This window comes from Chitinophaga sp. H8 (assembly GCF_040567655.1).
Lineage (GTDB): Bacteria > Bacteroidota > Bacteroidia > Chitinophagales > Chitinophagaceae > Chitinophaga > Chitinophaga defluvii.
Genome location: NZ_JBEXAC010000001.1, coordinates 521,916 through 538,297 on the forward strand (window position 1 = coordinate 521,916; position 16,382 = coordinate 538,297).

Annotated in this window: 11 protein-coding genes; 6 read left to right on the forward strand and 5 right to left on the reverse strand. The window is 44.4% G+C overall.

Annotation, left to right across the window (positions count from 1 at the left end; translation table 11 throughout):
* Positions 1-3 precede the first annotated feature (3 nt).
* A complete protein-coding gene (locus ABR189_RS01945; protein ID WP_354658755.1) occupies positions 4-3,153 on the reverse strand; it encodes a ligand-binding sensor domain-containing protein in 3,150 nt (1,049 codons plus the stop codon).
* Positions 3,154-3,430: 277 nt separating this feature from the next.
* On the opposite strand from ABR189_RS01945, the gene ABR189_RS01950 reads away from it, so the two are divergent.
* The 3 genes from ABR189_RS01950 to ABR189_RS01960 are packed head-to-tail and all read left to right on the forward strand — an operon-like array spanning position 3,431 to position 10,145.
* Positions 3,431-6,481, forward strand: a complete 3,051-nt coding sequence (locus ABR189_RS01950) for a SusC/RagA family TonB-linked outer membrane protein (RefSeq protein WP_354658756.1) — start codon at positions 3,431-3,433, stop codon at positions 6,479-6,481.
* Between the two features lie 12 nt (positions 6,482-6,493).
* Complete coding sequence (locus ABR189_RS01955; protein ID WP_354658757.1) at positions 6,494-8,086, forward strand: RagB/SusD family nutrient uptake outer membrane protein; 1,593 nt, start codon at positions 6,494-6,496, stop codon at positions 8,084-8,086.
* Between the two features lie 28 nt (positions 8,087-8,114).
* Positions 8,115-10,145, forward strand: a complete 2,031-nt coding sequence (locus ABR189_RS01960; protein ID WP_354658758.1) for a beta-L-arabinofuranosidase domain-containing protein — start codon at positions 8,115-8,117, stop codon at positions 10,143-10,145.
* 56 nt (positions 10,146-10,201) lie between these two features.
* On the opposite strand, the gene ABR189_RS01965 is transcribed toward ABR189_RS01960, so the two are convergent.
* From ABR189_RS01965 to ABR189_RS01975, 3 genes are read right to left on the reverse strand one after another with little or no spacing between them, the layout of a single operon-like run.
* Positions 10,202-11,053, reverse strand: a complete 852-nt coding sequence (locus tag ABR189_RS01965) for a helix-turn-helix domain-containing protein (RefSeq protein WP_354658759.1) — start codon at positions 11,051-11,053, stop codon at positions 10,202-10,204.
* A gap of 49 nt (positions 11,054-11,102) precedes the next feature.
* Positions 11,103-11,942 (reverse strand): helix-turn-helix domain-containing protein, encoded by an 840-nt coding sequence (locus ABR189_RS01970; protein WP_354658760.1) that lies wholly within the window; start codon positions 11,940-11,942, stop codon positions 11,103-11,105.
* 30 nt (positions 11,943-11,972) lie between these two features.
* Complete coding sequence (locus tag ABR189_RS01975) at positions 11,973-12,788, reverse strand: sensor histidine kinase (RefSeq protein ID WP_354658761.1); 816 nt, start codon at positions 12,786-12,788, stop codon at positions 11,973-11,975.
* 328 nt (positions 12,789-13,116) lie between these two features.
* On the opposite strand from ABR189_RS01975, the gene ABR189_RS01980 reads away from it, so the two are divergent.
* The 3 genes from ABR189_RS01980 to ABR189_RS01990 all read left to right on the forward strand — a co-directional run bounded on the left by ABR189_RS01980 (position 13,117) and on the right by ABR189_RS01990 (position 15,699).
* Complete coding sequence (locus ABR189_RS01980) at positions 13,117-13,689, forward strand: FecR family protein (protein WP_354658762.1); 573 nt, start codon at positions 13,117-13,119, stop codon at positions 13,687-13,689.
* Positions 13,690-14,108: 419 nt separating this feature from the next.
* Positions 14,109-15,200, forward strand: coding sequence for an acyltransferase family protein (locus ABR189_RS01985; protein WP_354658763.1), 1,092 nt, complete (start codon positions 14,109-14,111; stop codon positions 15,198-15,200).
* Between the two features lie 43 nt (positions 15,201-15,243).
* Positions 15,244-15,699: a MaoC family dehydratase gene (locus tag ABR189_RS01990; protein ID WP_354658764.1), complete on the forward strand. Its 456-nt coding sequence runs from the start codon at positions 15,244-15,246 to the stop codon at positions 15,697-15,699.
* Between the two features lie 87 nt (positions 15,700-15,786).
* On the opposite strand, the gene ABR189_RS01995 is transcribed toward ABR189_RS01990, so the two are convergent.
* The gene (locus ABR189_RS01995; RefSeq protein WP_354658765.1) at positions 15,787-16,311 is read right to left on the reverse strand and encodes an Ivy family c-type lysozyme inhibitor; all 525 of its coding nucleotides are present in this window, start codon (positions 16,309-16,311) and stop codon (positions 15,787-15,789) included.
* Between the last annotated feature and the right edge of the window lie 71 nt (positions 16,312-16,382).

Genomic DNA, 16,382 nt, shown 5'->3' on the forward strand with positions numbered 1-16,382 from the left:
GCTTCACGTGGTTTTTTTTTGTACGGAATTAAGCTTGAATTCTATTTGCTGGTGTATGGGGAGAGATAGTACAAAGAGATTCATACCACCGGCATCCTGTTGCAATTCCAGCGTACCATTGTGCAGTTGGGTAAGTGCCAGGGCCAGTGATAGGCCTATTCCTGATCCAGGCTGATCTGTGGCAGCGATACGGAAGAAAGGTTCAAAGATCTTTTCCCGGAGTGCCCATGGAATCAATGGGCCATCATTACTGATGGCTATGCGGAAAGTATCCGCAGATGGCATGGCTATCGCTATCACCACTTTTCCTGCTGCATATTTTACCGCATTGCTTATCAGGTTGCTGAGGATCTTATGAAAAGCTTCTGTATCAACGAAAGCATAAAAACTTTTCTCTGGCAGCTCCAGGTTAAATGTTAATGATTTTTGCTGAGTGGCGTGCGTAAATGCATGATAGTTGGCCTGCACCAGTCTGGGTACATTTACCTGCACAAAACTGAGCGAAAAGTCCTGGTTTTCTGTTTTACGGAAATCAAGCAGCTGGTCTGTCAGCGCCACAAGCCGCTCTGTATTTCGCTCAATGCTTTTCAAACTTTTTTTGATCTTTGGCTGCTCGCCTGCTTCATCTATCACCATTTCCAGCGGCCCTTTGATCAATGTTAATGGTGTACGTATCTCATGGGCTACATTGGTGAAGAATTCAATCTTTGCTTTGTAAATTTCTTTTTCCTTTTCCTGCTCGAAAAGCGCAAGTTTTCGCCGGTGCTTTTCTTTCTGACGCCGGTGATAAGCACTAACCCCTGCATAAATTAAGGTGAGCGCCAGAAGCAAATAGAAGCCGTAAGCAATGGAGCTGAGCCACCAGGGCGGAGCAATCCGGATCAGTAATTGCCTTTCCTCATTTAACCAGTCACCTTCGCTATTGGCAGTCCTTACGCTGAAGAGGTAATCTCCGGGAGAAAGATCAGTATAATAAACTTTACGGTTGCCTGGCAGATAGATCCAGTCTTTGTCTACTCCCGCCAGCTGACAGGCATAGGGCGTCATGTCCGACGCAATATAGGTAAGTGCGGCAAAGCCTATAGCAAAGGATGATTGATCATATTTAAGCCTGATCGTATCCATGAAAGAAATAGCGCGTGGCAGCATTGCGCTGCCAACGGGCAGCTCCTGGTTCTGCACCTGGAAACTGGTAATATATACAGATGGATTTATTTTATTGGTTGCTGCAAAACCTGGATTAAAACTGATCAGCCCTCTTACACTGCCAAAGTATAGTGTGCCGGAGGAATCCCGGTAGCCTGAGCTGTAGTTGAACTGATCCGTGAGCAGGCCATGGGCCTGGGTGTATATCTTCCAGCTGTTCCTGGCCGGATTGTACCGCGCCAGCCCTCTGGAAGTGCTGATCCAGAGCTGTTTATTTTTATCTTCCAGCACCTTATATACCATATTACCCGGTAAACCGGAGTCTGTATTAAACCGGGTGAAATGATACCGGTCTTTGTCTAACTTGCATACGCCACCACCTTCTGTCGAAATCCATAACTGTTGTTCACTGTCCTCCGAAATACCGGATACACTGTTACTGCTTAGTCCCTGAGGATTACGGGCATCATAAACAAAATTTCCGGTGGCTCCTGTCTTGGGATTATAAAAATACAGACCATGTCCGATCGTACCGGCCCAAATGACACCTGCCTGGTCTTCATACAGACAGAACACATAAATGCTTTCCGGGAACCCTTTGGCCAGCTCAAAACGATCCGTGCGGCGCTGATAACGATAAATACCATGACTTGTACCAAACAGCATCTCCCCGGTTCGCGTTCTGCAGGCGGAGATGATAAAGTTGGATTGCAGTCCGTTAACAGTGGGGGCGGCATTGTAATGCCGTAACCGTTTACCTGTATGGCGATCCAGCACATCAAGTCCCTGCTGAAAGGTTCCCACCCATAACTCATTGCCATCAATGAGAAGAGCATGTATATTAGTAGAAGAGACCGTTTCAGTCCCGGAAAATCGGGTTACTTCCCCAGTTTGCATGTTGAGCCTGTTCAGCCCTGCGTCTTCCGTCCCTATCCATAGATGACCTTCCCCATCGGCACATAATTCCCTGACAGCGTTTCCACTCAGACTATGCGGATCACTGCTGCGAAAATACTTTTTGAAGTAGCTGTGACGGCTGTGGTAATAGTTGAGTCCGCCGAAATAGGTTCCACACCAGACGCCCCCTTCTTTATCTTTAAAAAGCGTATAGGCGGCGTTGTCAGAAATAGCATAAGGGTCGCCATCCTGTTGCTGCATATGCACTGTTTGACCTGTTTTGAGATCAATGCTGTATATCCCGGATTCCGAAGCAATCCAGTATTCATTTTCTGAGAAGGGAAGAATATCCCGTACATACACCGGCTTTTGTTGTACCGGAAGTCCCAGCAATGGCCGGTAAGTATTGCGTGCAGGATCATAAGCGGTGAGTCCCCCGATGGAACCGATGAGCAGCGGTCCGGCTGCCGTACTGTAAACCCGGTTTATTTCATTCGGTCTTTGTTCATCAGGCAGCAATGTGCGGTTGATGCAATGGAAGGTATCCTGCTCCGGATCATAACGGAAAAGATACCCATTCAGGGAACAGGCCCACACCGGTTGGCCTTTCTCCAGACAAATAGCCGCTATTTTAAACGATTCCAGGGGATAGTGACGCAGCCTGCGTTTCCCTTCATCATAACAATATAATCGCAAGTCGGAGGTGAACCATATCTTCCCTTTTCCATCAGATTTAACATCGAGAATTTCCCCACCTTTAGTACTGTCAAGCAAAGCAAATTTTTCAGTGCGTGGATCAAATTCATAGAGTCCTTTGCGCGTGCCCATCCATAGCGTCTGGTGAATTCCTTCGCTGATGCAATAAACAAACTCCTTCACATCCTGTTGCCCCTGCTTCATGTCGAATGTCTTGAAGCTCACTCCGTCAAAGCGATTAAGCCCTTCCTTGGTGCCAAACCACATGAAGCCCCTGGAGTCCTGGAAAATGGAAAACACAGTATTGTTAGCCAGGCCATCCTCTACTTGGTAATGGCGGAAATACACAGGTTGTCCACTGGCAATGCTGGCATACCATGGCAGTAATAAGTATAAAATGATGTAATATCTCATCCTGCACTGTAAATGATCTCCCCAAAAATAGAGAAAACACCCGCAAAAAGCCAGAAGCTGGTAGCAGTGATACAAATTGAGAGAATTTTGATACGCAGTGTTAAGCCCGCTACTTTTTTATCACCTTATTTTGCTTCGCCTGATTCAAATCAGATCAGTCAGACAACCAAAAATCGCGCAAGATATCAATGCTGCCTGTTTCACGGATACACGTTGTGAATATGCTCCCTGATCGTCCTGCTCAACTTTTCAATTAACTACTAAATCGCTGACCGTTATGAAAAGAAACTTACCTATCCCTCCTGGTTGGATTAAAATGAACACTGCTGCCGCACTGTTCCAGCTAATCGTTGTAGCAGCTTTATGCCTGGAAAGCACGGCTGCATCAGGAAAAACAGGAAACAGACCATCTGCCGGTATTCCCGGCAGCCTATACCGCCAGGCGAAAATTTCCGGTATTGTAACAGATGAATCCGGTACACCGCTACCCGGCGTAGCCATACGTATAAAGGGGGCAACCAATGGTAGTGTTACGGATGCCAGTGGCAAATACAACATCAGTATCCCTGACAATTCAGCCACCCTTGTTTTCAGCTTTATTGGCTATACTACACAGGAAGTGGTAGCTGGTAACAGGACCACCCTTAATATACGCCTGGTGGCTGTGGAAACCTCGCTGAACGCAGTCGTGGTAGTTGGTTACGGCACGCAGAAACGGGAACGCGTTACTACCGCTATAGCCAGTGTGAAATCGGAAAATTTCGTAAAAGGCGCCGTACAGGATGCGGCACAGCTGGTACGCGGAAAAGTGGCTGGTCTGAACGTTATCACACCAGATGCCAACCCTACCAATACTGCGCAGATCAACCTGCGTGGTATTACCACCCTTACCTCCGGTACATCTCCACTGGTGCTGATAGATGGTGTGCCTGGTACGCTCACCACCGTGGCACCGGAGGATATCGAGTCAATTGATGTCTTGAAAGATGGATCTGCTGCGGCTATTTATGGTACCAGAGGAACGAATGGCGTGATCCTCATTACTACCAGGAAAGTACATGGTGAAACGCCGGCTACGGTAGAGGTAAACAGCTATGTTACCACCCAAAAGATCACCAAACGGCTCAACTTTATGAATGCAGAAGAGTACCGTCAACTGGTAGCCCAGGGTAAACCCGGCGCATTCGATTATGGGGCCACCACTAACTGGCTGGACGAGATCACCCGTAAACCCGTTTCACAGGTGTATAACATCAGCCTCCGGGGGGGCTCGCAAAATACCAGCTATATAGCTAACCTGAACTACCGTAATATGGAAGGGTTGATCCTGCGTTCAGATAACAAAATCCTGTACCCACGCATTGAGGTTACCCACCGGATGTTTGGTGGCAAGCTGCGGTTGAATGCAAATCTCAGTGGCTATCAACAAACATTTTTTGCCGGTACAGATGGAGATAGTTATCGTGGTGATGTATACCGTAATGGCCTGACCTATAATCCTACCGATCCGGTAAAAGACAAGAATGGCAACTGGACGGAACATACCGATAAAACGGCTTATGCCAACCCCGTGTCTCTGCTCATGGAAACGGATGGAAAGAATCAGAACAGCAATCTGCGGACGCTGGGAACCGTTACTTATACTCCTGTAAAAGGATTGGATGTGATGCTGCTGGGCTCCCGTGATCTTTACAACAGTGTACGTGGTTACTACGAAACTAAACGCAATTACTCTACACTCCGTGATGGGAGAAACGGTTATGCTTCCAGAGGTACTACCCGCACGGAAGAAAACCTGTTGGAACTGACGGCCAACTATCAGAAGCAGATCAATGAACATGATTTTACCCTTCTTGGTGGTTATAGCTGGCGGGAAACCAATTATCAGGATTACTGGATGCAAAACTGGGACTTCCCCACAGACGATTTTTCGTACAACAACATCGGTGCGGGCCTTGCGCTGGCACGCGGAGAGGCGCCTGAAAGATCTTATCAGAGCCGTAATAAACTTATTGGCTATTTTTTTCGCCTGAACTACAGCTTCCAGAATAAATACTTGCTGATGGCTAGCTTCCGGAGGGAAGGTTCTTCCAAATTTGGACGCAATAACAAATATGGTAACTTCCCTGCGATCTCCGCAGGTTGGAATATCAGGAATGAAAATTTTCTGAAAACGTCAAAGGTTATCAGCGCGTTGAAACTGCGTGGTGGCTTCGGGATCACCGGAACCGAACCCAATGATCCCTACATGTCGCTGAATCGCCTTAACTTTGATACCTATACGCTGATTAACGGAGAATGGATACAGGTGGTCAATCCTGCTACCAATGCCAATCCTGACCTGCGTTGGGAGAAGAAGGAAGAAACAAACATCGGGGTGGATTACGGACTGTGGAACAACCGTATCACCGGTTCACTGGACCTCTACCGGCGTGTTACCCGCGATCTGCTAATGGACTACTCCGTACCAACACCGCCGTACCTGTATAATACTATCCGTGCCAATGCTGCCTCTATGGAAAATAAGGGGATCGAGTTTCAGGTGAATTTTGCAGCCATCGACCGGAAAACATTGAAATGGACCACCTCGCTGAACTATTCCACTAACCGGAATAAACTGCTTTCGTTGTCTGATAAAAACTTTCAGCTGGCGGCAGGCTATTTTGATGCAGGTACCACGGAAGAACCCATCCAACAGCCAATTGCACGTATCCAGATCGGACAGCCGATTGGGAATTTCTGGGGTTTTAAATCTGTTGATATCGACAAGAATGGCTACTGGATTATTGAAGGAAAAGATGGTAAACCTAAGCCTATTGCTGATCAGCAGGCAGATGATAAACAGATTCTTGGCAACGGTTTACCCAAACATTACCTGAACTTTAATAACAGTATCAGCTACAAAAATTTTGATCTGAACATCACAATGCGTGGTGCCTTCGGATTCCAGATCCTCAATACCCCCCGCATGTTCTATGCGGCGCCGGTAATGCTTACCCGCGGTAATCTGCTGAAATCTGCATATGATAACATTTACGGAAAGCGCCCGCTGGCTGATGACCAATCGCTCAATTATGTGAGCTATTACATCGAACAGGGAGATTACTGGAAGATCGACAACATTACAATAGGGTATAATGTTCCGCTGAAGAATACCACTGTAAAAGCATTGAGGGTATATACTTCCGGTTCCAACCTGGCCACGTTTACCAAATACTCCGGCGTGGATCCGGAGATAGGGGTTACAGGTCTTACACCAGGACTGGACGACAGGAACCGTTATCCTGCCACCACCACATTTACACTGGGCGTTTCTTTCACCTTATAAATGATAATGGTTATGAAATCAATCAAACAATATATACTGGCTATTGCCATTGCCCCGGTAATGTGGAGCGCCTGCAACAATGACCTGAACGAAATAGTATATTCGGACGTAACCGAGCAGAGCTATACCTATGAAAGTGCTACTGCAGCCATGGGGATAGTGTATGCGAATATGAGAAACCTGTTTGGACACACTAATTTTTACATGATTCAGGAAACGACTTCTGATGAACTCGTGATGCCGGCAAACCCTTCGGGATGGGACGATGGGGGGATCTATAAAAGGCTGCACCTGCATACCTGGAATTCAGAAAACCCACAATTGCTCAATATGTGGAATGCACTGTACCGCGGTGTAACCAATTCTAACCGGGTAATAGCACAGCTGGAATCCGGTAAAGTGCCTACACCTGCAGGTGTTACGAAGGAGTCGCTTATTGCTGAAATGAAAGCTGCCAGGGCTTTTTTCTACTGGCTGATCTGTGATAATTTCGGCAATGCACCGTTGGTAATTACTACGACTACTGACCTGCCGGATAAAGCAACCCGTAAACAGCTTTATGATTTTATCGTGTCTGAATTAACCGCAGCAATGCCTTCCCTGAGTGCAGAAACAGGAAAGCAGCTATATGGCCGCTTTAATAAATGGGCAGCAAAAGCGTTGTTGGCCAATATCTATCTCAATGCGCAGGTTTACACCGGGGAAGCAAAATGGCAGGACTGCCTGCGTGAATGTAATGATATCATCAGTGCCAATAAATACTCGCTGGAAGCTGTTTACCGTAATGTGTTTGTTACCCAGAATGAAAATTCGCCGGAGATCGTATTTGCCATTCCCTTCGATGAAAATCGCGGCGGCGGTTTTTTTGTAGATATGTTTTCCTGGCATGCTGCCTTGCGTGATAAACGTGCTATGCAGGTAACGCCTTGGGGATCAGGTGCGGCAATGGGGGTATCACAGTTTATCGACACGTATGATCCGGCTGATAAACGGTTGACAGATACCTGGTTGATGGGGCAGCAGTTTGCCCTGGATGGTGTAACACCATTAAAAGGTTCATATGATAAGGCGGGGCAAAATCTTATATTTACGAAAGACCTGCCGGATGGCTTGTTTACCGGGGAATCTGAAGGGTACCGGCAAAATAAATTTGAGGTCAAGGTAGGCGCACGTTTTGACTTAGGCAATGATTTTCCATTCTTTCGTTATGCGCAGGTGCTGATGATGAAAGCCGAATGCCTGATGCGCACCGGCGATGCGGGAAGTGCTGCACAGATCGTATCTGATGTGCGCAAACGCAATTTCAGCGATCCCGCGAAGGCAGTTGTTACAGCTGCAGCGCTGACAGGTAATACCCGTTATCGCTATGGTTACGTAGAAAAATATGTAATGACAGACCGCGGTAATACAGATGTCGTACAATACGGTGGTTTTATGGATGAGCTGGGTTGGGAATTTGCCTGGGAGGCACAACGGCGCAGAGATAATATCCGCTTCGGCATATTCACCAAAAAAAGCTGGCTTTCGCATAAACCGCAGCAGGATGGAAGGACTGTATTTATGATTCCACAGGCAGCGGTTAACTCCAATCCTAAATTACAGTGAGCTTGTTTGTTATACTAAAATTCAGCATATGAGGCTATTATTCATGCTGGCTGTTGCTTGCGCAGGATATATGCTGCAGGCTACAGCCCAGCAAAAAAAGACAGGAACCGGCACAGCCGTTGGCAGTCAGACACTTTTGAGGCAGAACCCTTACCGGGAGCTTCCACTGGGAGCTATCAGGGCTGACGGATGGCTGAAGGAAATGTTATTACGCCAGAAGAGCGGCGCTACAGGTCAGCTTGATAAACTCTATCCCCAGGTGATGGGCCAGCGCAATGGCTGGCTGGGTGGTGATGGTGACCAATGGGAGCGGGGGCCTTACTGGATTGACGGCCTGTTGCCACTTGCTTATATCCTGGATGATAAGGAACTGATCGCCAAAACAAAACCATGGATAGAATGGGCACTCAACAGCCAGCAGCCCGATGGTTACTTTGGTCCATCGAAAGATTATGGCCCCGAGTCCGGGGTACAAAGGGATAACAGCCATGATTGGTGGCCCAAGATGGTGATGTTGAAAGTATTGAAGCAATACTATGCAGCTACCGGTGATCAGCGGGTTATTGACCTCATGACACGCTACTTCCGTTATCAGTTGAAGGAACTGCCCGCAAAACCGCTGGATAACTGGACCTTCTGGGCGAAATATCGTGGCGGCGATAATCTCATAATAGTTTACTGGCTGTATAATATCACCCACGATGCTTTTCTGCTGGAACTGGGAGACCTCATTCACCGGCAAACCTTTGATTATACCACTGCCTTCCTGGAAAGAAAGATGCTGTCTACACAGGGAAGCATTCATTGTGTGAACCTGGCGCAGGGGATCAAGGAGCCGGTTATTTATTATCAGCATCATCCTGAACCGAAATATCTTGATGCGGTGAAAACCGGTTTTGCGGATATCCGCCAGTTCAATGGCATGGCTCATGGACTATATGGGGGAGATGAAACATTGCACGGTAACAACCCGACGCAGGGATCAGAATTTTGTACCGCAGTGGAAATGATGTTTTCCCTGGAGAGTATGCTGGAGATCACCGGCCAGGTAGATTTTGCAGACCATCTGGAGAAGATTGCCTTCAATGCCTTGCCTGCACAGGCTACAGACGATTTTATGTGCCGTCAGTATTTCCAGCAGGCCAACCAGGTGATGGCAACAAATAAAATGCGGAATTTTGAAACCAATCATGATGGTACCGATGTTTGTTATGGCCTGCTTACCGGATTCCCCTGCTGCACGGCCAATATGCATCAGGGCTGGCCGAAATTTACGCAGAACCTGTGGTATGCTACTGCAGACAGTGGCCTGGCTGCCCTGGTATATTCTCCCAGCGAAGTAAAGACCTCCGTAGCTGATGGAAAGACAGTCGTTGTTAAAGAAACAACGAATTATCCTTTCAGTGAAGATATCCGGTTCACGCTTACGATGGAGAAAAAATCTGCTGGTGTAACTTTTCCTTTTCACCTCAGGATACCTGCCTGGTGTAACAATGCAACAGTAAAAATTAATGGCGAAATCTGGAAACAGTCAGCAGGCAACCAGATAGTGAAGATCAACCGCAAATGGAAATCCGGTGATGTAGTAGAGCTGCTGCTGCCTATGCATATCTTCCGGAATACCTGGTATGAAGGCTCCATCTCTGTTGAAAGAGGGCCTATTACCTATGGGCTGAAGATAGGGGAAGAAATGAAGTTGGTAAAAAATACAAACCCGCCAGGGTCTTATGGTGGAGATGAATTTTATGAGGTGCGTCCTACCACGCCATGGAATTACGGCCTGATCCGGACGGATGATGACAAGATGGAAACAGCATACCAGGTGAAGAAGAAGGATAAAGTGAACAACTATCCCTGGAACCTGGAGCATGCACCAATTAGTATCACAACCCGGGCAAAACGTATTCCTTCCTGGCAATTATACAACGAAATGGCCGGACCATTACCATTCAGTATGACCTACAGATTTGAGGCTGCAAAGGAAGAAGAAGAGATTACACTGGTACCATATGGATGTACGAACCTGCGGATATCACAGTTTCCGGTGGTAAGTAAATAAACTGGAAAAGGGCTGCTTCAAAAGAAGTAGCCCTTTTAAGAAGGTGAAAGTCAATGTTACAGCCTGTATTCACTCGGTGAAAAACCACATTGTTTTTTAAAATAGTTAGTAAACCCGGCAACCTCAGCAAAACCAAGTTCAATAGCAATCTCCTTTATCGACCTGTGGGGCAGTCGAAGCTGTTGTTTGGCAGCTAATAACACCCGTTGTCCGATCAATTGCTTAGCCGTCATGTTAAAATGCTTTTTAGTTGATGCATTTAAATAACTTGGATTTACCTGTAATTGATCCGCATACCAGGACACTCCTTTCTGCTGAGCATAATACTTACTAATTAATTGCCAGAACTCCTGCACCAACAAACTTGCCTTCTTAAGGACGGTTGTCAGAATGTAATGCTCTACTTCACGATTGATCAGCAACATAAGAATATCCATTCTGATAGACAAGATTTCTTTCCAGGATTTATCATCCTGATTACCGGCATGAATATGTTCGCTAATAGCTTTTAATTCCAGATCCAGCGCCTGAAAAACATCGTTCTCCAGTTTAAATACAGGGTGGGGATTATAACGGATAAAATGAAATACTTCCATGCTGGAAAAGGTTTCAAATAATTTCCGGCCAATTGTAATTCTTTGCGCGTAGGTATCGGCTCCAGTTTCCCAGTGATGGTGCTGACCTGGAAACAGGAAGTGGAGCTGTTGTTTACCAATAGAATGATTCACACCATCGATAGCATGAATGCCACTACCATTGTTAAATAGTACGATAATAAAATAAGTGCATTTGAGCGACTTATTATAATTGTCCTGCCCGTTAATTTGATGATAGATAATTTCATTATCACCAACCCTTATTGCCGGCTTTGCCTCCTGGGTGGAGGGCTCAATTCGAGATGTTGTCATAAAGTAATATTAGGCTATCAATAGTAATGTCCATTGGATAAATTATTGGTCATTTTAGAGAAGACCCTCCATTTTTATATTTCTTCGGGTACATCCCCGTATTTGACTTAAAGAAATTGGAAAAAGATGCGGGGTCAGGAAATCCAAGATTATTTGCCAGGTCCTTTATAGACATATCTGTTCCGTAGAGCAGGCGCTTTGTTTCGAGAATAATCCGCTGATCGATAATTTTCTTTGGCGGTACACCCTTAAATTTCCTGCAAAGTGCACTGAGATAGTTGGCAGAAACAAACAACTTTTCTGCATATTCGGCTACTGATCGCATTTCCCGAAAATATTCTTCCACAAGGAATTGAAACTTTACTAACACCGGGTGGGTAATCTTTTGTATACTGGTGACATCCGTAACTTCCTCTAGAAGCCGATTGGTGATAGCTGTAACTAGTTGTGTTCTTAGATGTATTACATCCCAGGAGGGGGTGGGTAAGCCTAACTCATGCCCTATGGCGCTAAACTCCCTCACCAAATGATTAAATACCTCATGGCTGATATCAATAACCGGATACCCGTTAGATTTTAAATGAGCGAACTGGGTTACAAACAAGGAGGTCTCAATTAAGCTTTTGCTAACAAGCAATTTATGCCCAATTGTGTCAGAGCCGCTATTCCATGAATGAATCTGGCCTGGAAAAGAGATATGCAACTGGAGATCCTTTTGCTGATAATCTATAAAATCAACCGTATGAATACCGCTACACTTTTCAAAAAGTAGAAAAACATAAAAATCAGGAGACCGGTAGTTTTCGATTACACTGGCCCCTGCCACGGGAAAGTACCGGACAGTACCTGTGAATCTCGCTTCCGCGTTCAGATATTTTGTTATTAGCACAGGTTTTTTTTATTTTTCTTGATGTATAATTCAGTCTGGAACAGTCTGGACGCGATGCCTGGTGAGGCGGAAACTAAAAATTATTTCATCGTTGGTTTGGCTGATGCTTAGATGACTATTCATTGATTTAAGATATTCCCTGCAAAAGAATAATCCTAATCCCATACCTGACTCCGTTTCCATTCCTGGCCTTAAAGCAAATTTCTTTCCAGAAAGTATATTTGTAGCTTTATCCATGGAAATATCCTCATGGGTATTGGATATATAAATTTCGTAATCATATTCCCACTCTGCTACACCAGCAATAATACGACCGTTTGGGGGAGTAAATTTTACAGCGTTGTCGATAATATTACGTAATACCAAAGAAAGATAACTATTGTTGGTAACAACAAGATTGGCCATGCTCGTATTCAACTCGACGCTGATAGATTTCTCCGCTAAGAGTGCCTGGTAGAGGCTAAAGGTTTCTTCCAGTACAGGCTTTATAGGAATAATTTCCGGGTGAAAACCATGAAGTGTTTTTGGGAATTGGGTTAGTAAATTATCCAGCATTTTTTTTATCTGCGTGATGTTTTCAACTATCAGTAAAGCGGCTTGTTTTGCTTCTTGTTCAGTAAGTGTACCTTCATTAAAAAGACGCATGCTCAGCAGGGAATTATTAAGAGGTGCTCTTAGATCGTGTACAACAATGGAAAGTAACCTGCTTTTGAAATAATATAATTCTTCCAGCTCCTGGTTTTGCTGAATCAGCTTTTGACGGATAATGTGCCATTCTTTTTCTTCTGCTGTATATCGAGATTCAAGGGGTGAATGCATTGTATTAATTGTATTAATGATATCCATACTGAATTAGAATAAATTATAGCGGGGTTCATATAATGGGGGTAAATATCGAATTATAATTTGAAAATAGGGAGATGTCAGATAGGCTGGCGTCGATTTGGCGGGGGATTGCTATAATATTTGCAAGAGAATCATTAAAATGTACAATACCTGGGTTTACGTAAAGAAGTAACTTTATATTGTTAATACAATACTCCCATTTTTACACCGGATTTCGAAAGCTATCGTACTGAAATACGATATGACCAAAATGCAATAGTATGTCATTGTGATAATTCATTAAATAAGGTTGTAAATGTTGACAGAAAGATTTTAAATATAAGGTCTTATGAGCAGCAATGGATTTTCTTCCGGTACGGTACTGGTTACCGGTAATGGTGAGCGCAGAACATTTATGCTCGCTGATGGGTCTTCTGTGAAGCTGAACGCAGATAGTTTTCTATTGCTGGACCCACACTTTGCAAAGAGCAATAGGGAAGTGCGGCTGATTGGAGAGGCTTTTTTTGATGTTGTTGATTTTCCTGGTCATCCTTTTATGGTACAAACTACTTCGATGATTATTAAGGGCTCTTCCACCACTTTTGATGTCCGGGCATTCCCTGAAAAGGAAAGGGATATTGTATTACTTATTAGTGGTCAGATATGTCTGGACATCCGGTTGTCGGATCAACAACTTAAGTCTATTGATCTTTTACCTCGACAGATGTTAACCGTTCTGAGGACCCCATTTGACTCATTGGCACACACGACAGAGGTATTAGCCATTTTCTTTGATAGTATCATGGGGGCATCCGGAGAAAAATGCTGGAAGGAAATTGAATGGATGGAAGATGAATGGGTGTATCAAAGGCTCTTTCCGAATGACATTGTTGGTTGGTTGAAGAAACGGTTTCGCGCTTAGCTGTTTTTTATTTCAAAAGATATCTCTTAATAAACAAGGAGCCTTGAAAAAGGCTTCTTCATTTAGCCGAACTTGTTGATAGCGTACAAAGGTCGTATTGCCCAATCGTCTGTTTCAACAGGTACGATTGCTAATAATAGGATGAAATTGAAAGCCAGTGAGAAACTGGCTTTCAATATTGAATTGTAAGTATTTAAAAAGCAGTTGGCCTGTTTTTACAGGTCAATGAATAATGAATGCTGGATTAGCGTGCCAGCAAGTTGATTCTTCGTAACGGCAGCATTGCCGTCACTGCGGGGTGAGATTTTGCACCCTTGAGATTTGTATTTCTCCTTTATCCATTTGGATGGACTTTCAATTTTAGATATCTTGGCCCCGCATCAGGAGTTATTACTACATTAAACCTGATAGGATTATAAATGGATACGAACAAAACCTCCGCGACAATACTGCAAACAAAACAGCATTTCGAAATTCTTGATGGATTAAGAGGGATTGCTTCCCTGGCTGTCGTGATATTTCATTTTATGGAATGGGTATACACTGATTTGAATGAGAACTTTATCGGACATGGATTTTTAGCCGTTGATTTCTTCTTCTGTCTTTCAGGATTTGTGATCGGATATGCCTACGACGATCGTATAGCCAAAATGGGTGTTATAGCGTTTTTTAAATCGAGGGCTATCCGGCTGCATCCACTGGTTATACTGGGAACTGTCTTAGGGTTGCTGGCATTTTTGTTCGACCCGTTTGGCGGGGATGCCCAATTGTATAGTACTGGTAAGATCATCCTGGTATTTTTGTGCTCGGCATTGCTGATCCCCTTACCTGTAATGGCCGACCGTAGCTTTAATCTATTCGGCCTCAATGCGCCGTCATGGTCATTGTTTTGGGAATATGTCGCCAATATCATTTACGCATTTGTACTTTGTAAGATCAAACGTGGCTACCTGATACTGTTAACCTTCATTTCAGCGGTGGCGATTGGCATAGTGTGTTACCGCTCCGGCAATTTATTAGGAGGTTGGAGTGGTCCAACTTTTTGGGACGGAGGCGTCCGGATATCATACTCCTTCTTAGCGGGACTGCTTATTTACCGTTCTAACTGGATCATAAAAAACAAGCTAGGGTTCGTGGGGCTGGCCATATTATTGTTCCTGGCCTTTTTAATGCCATCCTCAAAATGGAATTGGTTATCCGAATCTTTGGTAGTGCTGTTTTACTTCCCTTTGCTGATAGCTTTGGGGGCGGGGGCTACCTTAAAACCCAGCTTAAAGAAGATCTGCATATTTTCAGGGAAGATCTCTTACCCATTGTACATGACGCATTACGCTGTTTTGTGGATGTTCGGTAATTATTATACCAGCCATAAGCCTGACCATATGCAGCTGGCTTTTATCATCATAACCGGGATAATCCTGCTACTTGGTGCAGCATACCTGGTGATGGTGGTTTACGATATCCCTGTCAGAAAATATTTAAGGGATAAACGGAATATAAAGGTATATTGAGCCGCCAGGGGACTTTTTAATTTGAAGAATAAATAAAACAATTATGGTAATCATCAATAGCTTCGCGGAATATAAAGCATACGAGGGTAAAGAAATAGGTAGTTCTGAATGGCATAAAATTGATCAGGAGCAGATCAATAAGTTTGCAGATGCAACGTTAGATCATCAATGGATCCATACCGATGAGGAAAGAGCAAAAAATGAAGGACCTTTCAAAAGTACCATTGCCCATGGTTATCTGACGTTGGCGCTAATCCCTTATTTGTGGAAACAGATTGCAGACATCCGCAATGTTAAAATGGAAATAAACTACGGTATAGAACAACTTAAGTTTGGGCAGGCAGTGCTTGTGAACGATGAAGTGCAATTAAAAGCGAAACTTAATACTATAGTTGATCTAAGGGGCGTGACGAAAGTAGTTATTGGCGCAACGCTCATCATTAAAGATAAACCCAAACCGGCTTACACAGGTGATGTCGTGTTTTTATATCATTTTTGATTAAAAGAAAAAATGAAAAGTAAAAAGGCTGTTCCTGTTGAAAGGAACAGCCTTTTTTATGTAGTACACTGCTACATTATATTACGATCAGCGTTGTTCAAACTTCTGTTTCCACTGCAATAATTTTTGCGGAAAAACAGCCTCACTATTCTCACTGTATAAAGTAACCACGCTATCTACTGCAATACCGGCATAAATAACATCCCGGTTCATATCAATCGCAATTACGGCCTCATCCGACAGGCAATAATGCGGCTTACAGCCTTCATTATACAGGATACCATCTTTTATTTCCACCGGTGGTATTACCTGGTATCTTTCCAAAAATGTTTTTTCGGCCTTGCCCAACAACTGCTTCAGACGGGATGCGAGCGGTTCGGTTCCCAGCAGATTGGTTTCATCCGCGTACTTTCCATTGTAGTTCAGCAGCTGGCTCCAGGAAGTAAGTTGACCAGGGTTTACATTATCCTCCCCTACGATCATCGTATCTGTTGGCAGTGCAGCAATGCTATCAGGCGGCTTATGCTTGTGATTTTTTACGGCCGTTCCGGTACAGGCCACGGTATACATGGCAGTGACCAGTAAGGAAGGCATGATTTTTCCAAAGTTCATGGTTAAAAAGGTGCATTAATCGGTTTCAAAAAAGGGGACAAACAAGAAAGTTGCTACAAATAAAATATCTG